Here is a 3,779-nt window from a genome sequence, read left to right as displayed (position 1 = left end):
CGTGGGGCCGTGGGGCCGTGGGGCCGTGGGCACAGCCTGCCCGACCGACCCCGCTGCGTACTCTGGGCCGATGATCGAGCCGCCGGAGTTCCAGGGCGATGCGCCTCGCCAGACGCCCGCCCAGCGCCGCCAGAAGCGGGTGGCTGGCGCCAGCATCGCGGGGCTGGTGGTGTTCCTGCTCGCATTCTGGGTGCTGGGGCACACCTGGCCGTCCCCCACCAGCCCGGAGGGATGGGGGTCCTTCCTCGTGTGCGTCGGCCTGGGGGCCATGGCCTTTGGCGCCGGACTCGCCCTGCGGGACCCCGACGAGGTGCGCCGCGAGGACGACGACCCGGAGCGCGGCATCGTCTGACCTGCCCACGGCCCGACCTGTCCGCACGTCATCGCGGCGGCTGGCCCTGTCGCTGCTGGTGCACCGCGGCGCCGCGGCGGCCACGCTGCCCGGCATCATGGCCGCCCTGGCCGACGCCGGGGTCACCGTGCACGGCGACGAGGCGGTGCGCGGCTACGCCGAGGCGGCCGGCGCCACGTGAGTGCCGGTCACCGACGAGGACGACGACACCGAGTACCTCTCGCTGGACCTCTCCGCCCGGGGTGGTGGACTCCCTCGACGCGGCGATCGCCCACGTGCAGGAGCACTCCAGCGGCCACACCGAGGCCATCGTCACCGGCGACCGGGCCGCGGCACGGCGCTTCACCGCCGAGGTGGACGCGGCCGCCGTGCTGGTGAACGCCTCCACCCGGTTCACCGACGGCGGCGAGTTCGGGTTCGGGGCGGAGATCGGCATCTCCACGCAGAAGCTGCACGCCCGCGGACCGATGGCGCTGCCGGAGCTGACCACCACCAAGTGGGTCGTGGAGGGCGACGGCCAGGTGCGCTGAGCCGGCGCGCCCCGGGTCGGCGCACACGCCATCGGGCCGGGTGCGTTCCCGTCCGCCGCGTCGCTTCGCGGTCTTCGGGAACGCACCCGGCCCGTGGTGCCGGTGCCGGTGCCGGTGCCGGCCTCAGGCCAGCGAGGCCCGCGGGGCGCCGATGCCCGGGTCGATCTTCGGCACGTCCCCGGCGCCGGGCCGGATGTCGATGTCGAAGATCTCCGTGGGCAGGTAGACCGTGGCGCACGCGTTGGGGATGTCCACCACGCCCGAGAAGCGGCCCTCGATCGGCGCGGCACCCAGCAGCAGGTAGGCCTGCTCCTTGGACCAGCCGAAGGTGCTCAGGTAGTCGATGGCGTGCAGGCAGGCCCGCTGGTAGGCCAGGTGCGAGTCGAGGTACCGCTGCTCGCCGTCCAGCGTCACCGAGGTGCCCGAGAAGCTGAGCCACTGGCTGTAGCGCGGCTCCACGTTGCCCGGCATGAAGATCGCGTTCTCGGTGACCCCGTACTTCTCCATGCCGCCGGGGATGACGTCCACGTGGAAGTCGATGAAGCCACCCATCTCGATGCCGCCGCAGAAGGTGATCTCGCCGTCGCCCTGGCTGAAGTGCAGGTCGCCCACGGAGAAGTTCGCGCCGTCCACGAACACCGGGTAGAACACGCGCGTGCCCTTGGACAGGTTCTTGATGTCCTGGTTTCCGCCGTTCTCACGCGGCGGGGCGGTGCGGGCGGCCTCGCCGGCCACGCGGTCGTAGTCTCCCTGCGGAACACCACCGAGGATGGCGTCCTTCGGCTGCGGCGGCAGGGCCAGCGGCGGCACGCGCTCGGGGTCGGTGGCGATCAGCGCGGCCTCGCGGGTGTTCCACTTCCCCAGCAGCTCCGCGGAGGGCGCGGTGCCCATGAGACCCGGGTGGATGATGCCGGTGAAGCTCACGCCCGGCACGTGGCGGGACGTGGCGGTCTGGCCGGTGAAGTCCCACACGGCCTTGTACGCGTCCGGGAACTCGTCGGTGAGGAAGGAGCCACCGTTCTTCTTGGCGAAGATGCCGGTGTAGCCCCAGCCCTGGCCGGCCAGCGGGCCCTCCTCCTGCGGGATCGGGCCCACGTCGAGGATGTCGACCACCAGCAGGTCACCGGGCTTGGCGCCCTCCACCCGGAACGGGCCGGAGAGGGTGTGCACCTTGTCCAGCGGCGCGTCGCGGATGTCCTCGGCGGAGTCGTCGTTCTTCATGAACCCGTCGAACCACTCGCGGCAGTCCACGCGGAACGTGTCGCCCGGCTTGACGGTGGCCACCGGCGGGATCTCGGGGTGCCACCGGTTGTGGCCCAGCTTCTCCTGCTCGGTGAAGGACTTGGCGGAGTCCAGCGGGAAGATGTTCTTCGGCATCACGTGCTCCTTCCGGGGGCCGCCCCGGACCTCCCGGAGCGGTGGCGTGGGGGTGCTCAGGGGCGAGGCAGCTTGGCGTGCCGCGGGTCGCGGCTCACCGGGGTGGCGCGGCGGTTTCCCGCGCCGGGCACGGCATCGACCACCTGGGGGGCGTGCGCGGTGGCCTCGGTGGACTCGATGAGGCGCGCCCGCGGGTCGTTGCCGCGGCCGATGCGGGGCGAGGAGATGAGCCGGCGCGCGGCGGCCCCGCAGGTGGGGCAGGCGATGGGCTCGTCGGCGCGGGCAAGCGGCACCTGCACCTCGCCCTCGTGGGCGGCCTCGCAACGGACGGCGTACAACGGCACCTCGGCCTCCTGACGATGGGGCGTGGCTCGGTCGGGCGGGACCCGGGGCCGCCGGGTGGACGGCCGTGCCCCGAACCTATGCGCCCCGACGCATCCCAGCAAGGGGTGGGGCGAGGTCGGTCCGGGCGAGGGCGTGCGGGCCCGGCGTGGCAGCACCGGGACGCGGTTCCGGGTCAGGACCCCGCCCCAGGTCAGGACCCCCGCCAACCCGGCCAGCCCCCCCGCGCGGCGGCTCAGTCCACGCGGGGGTAGCTGCCCACCAGGTGGAAGAACACCGCGTCGTCCCGCAGGTCGGCGAGCGCCGCGGCCACCGGCTCCTCATCCGAGTGCCCGTCCACCTCCAGGTAGAACACGTACTGCCACAAGGCGCCCCGCATCGGGCGCGACTCCAGCCGCGTCATCGACACCCCGTGCCGGGCCAGCGGCTCCAGCATCGCCATGAGGGCACCGTCCCGGTCGGTGCGCGGCGGGGCCACCACCAGGCTCGTGCGGTCCCGGCCGCTCGGCGGCGGCGAGCTGTGCCCCAGCACCAGGAAGCGCGTCGTGTTCTCCGGGTCGTCCTCCACCCCGGAGCGCAGCACGTCGAGCCCGTACAGCTCCGCCGCCCCCTCGGGCCCCAGCGCCGCCACGTCGGTGACGCCCTGCGCGGCCAGCTCGGCCACCAGGCGCGCCGCCTCGGCGTTGCTGCTCACCGGCATCCGCTCCACGCCGGGCAGGTGGCGGGTCAGGTACTCCTGGCACTGCGCGAGCGCCTGGGCGTGCGCGTACACCCGGCGCACCCCCTCCACCGGGCCGCGGCCCATCAGGTGGTGCACGATCCGCAGGCTCACCTCCCCCACGGCCTGCAGCGGGCTGCGCGAGAGCAGGTCCAGCGCCCGCCCCACGGCACCCTCGGTGGAGTTCTCCACCGGCACCACGGCGTAGTCGGCCTGCCGTGCCTCCACCTCGCGCAGCACCTCCTCGAGGCTGGCCGCCGCCACCGTGTGCGCCGCACCGCCGAAGTGCCGCACCGCCGCCTGCTCGGTGAACGTGCCCGCCGGCCCCAGGTAGGCCACGGTCAGCGGCCGCTCCAGCGCCAGGCACTCGCTCATCACCTCGCGGAACACGCGGCGCACCGCGTCGTCCGGCAGCGGGCCGGGATTGCGCTCCACCAGGCGGCGCAGCACCTGGGCCTCC

Annotated in this window: 4 protein-coding genes and 1 pseudogene; 2 read left to right on the top strand and 3 right to left on the bottom strand. The window is 74.0% G+C overall.

Annotated features, from left to right (window positions below; translation table 11 throughout):
* Positions 1-70 precede the first annotated feature (70 nt).
* Positions 71-352 carry a hypothetical protein gene (locus HMPREF3099_RS02595; RefSeq protein ID WP_141495007.1) on the top strand — a complete coding sequence of 94 codons (282 nt, stop codon included), beginning with the start codon at positions 71-73 and terminating at the stop codon, positions 350-352.
* 10 nt (positions 353-362) lie between these two features.
* Positions 363-882: pseudogene (locus tag HMPREF3099_RS02590) on the top strand (gamma-glutamyl-phosphate reductase); the annotation flags it as partial.
* Between the two features lie 123 nt (positions 883-1,005).
* On the opposite strand, the gene fmdA reads toward HMPREF3099_RS02590, so the two are convergent.
* From fmdA to pheA, 3 genes are all read right to left on the bottom strand, one after another.
* On the bottom strand, positions 1,006-2,259 hold the full coding sequence (gene fmdA, locus HMPREF3099_RS02585; RefSeq protein ID WP_070703677.1) for a formamidase: 1,254 nt from the start codon (positions 2,257-2,259) through the stop codon (positions 1,006-1,008).
* 56 nt (positions 2,260-2,315) lie between these two features.
* Complete coding sequence (locus HMPREF3099_RS02580; protein WP_070703675.1) at positions 2,316-2,603, bottom strand: FmdB family zinc ribbon protein; 288 nt, start codon at positions 2,601-2,603, stop codon at positions 2,316-2,318.
* A 233-nt stretch (positions 2,604-2,836) separates the two neighbouring features.
* A partial coding sequence (pheA, locus tag HMPREF3099_RS02575; protein ID WP_070703673.1) for a prephenate dehydratase occupies positions 2,837-3,779 on the bottom strand: 943 nt, incomplete at its 5' end.

The sequence above is a fragment of the Kytococcus sp. HMSC28H12 genome, assembly GCF_001816045.1.
In the GTDB taxonomy this organism is placed as follows: domain Bacteria; phylum Actinomycetota; class Actinomycetes; order Actinomycetales; family Dermatophilaceae; genus Kytococcus; species Kytococcus schroeteri.
This window is presented reverse-complemented; position numbering and strand designations above follow the sequence as displayed.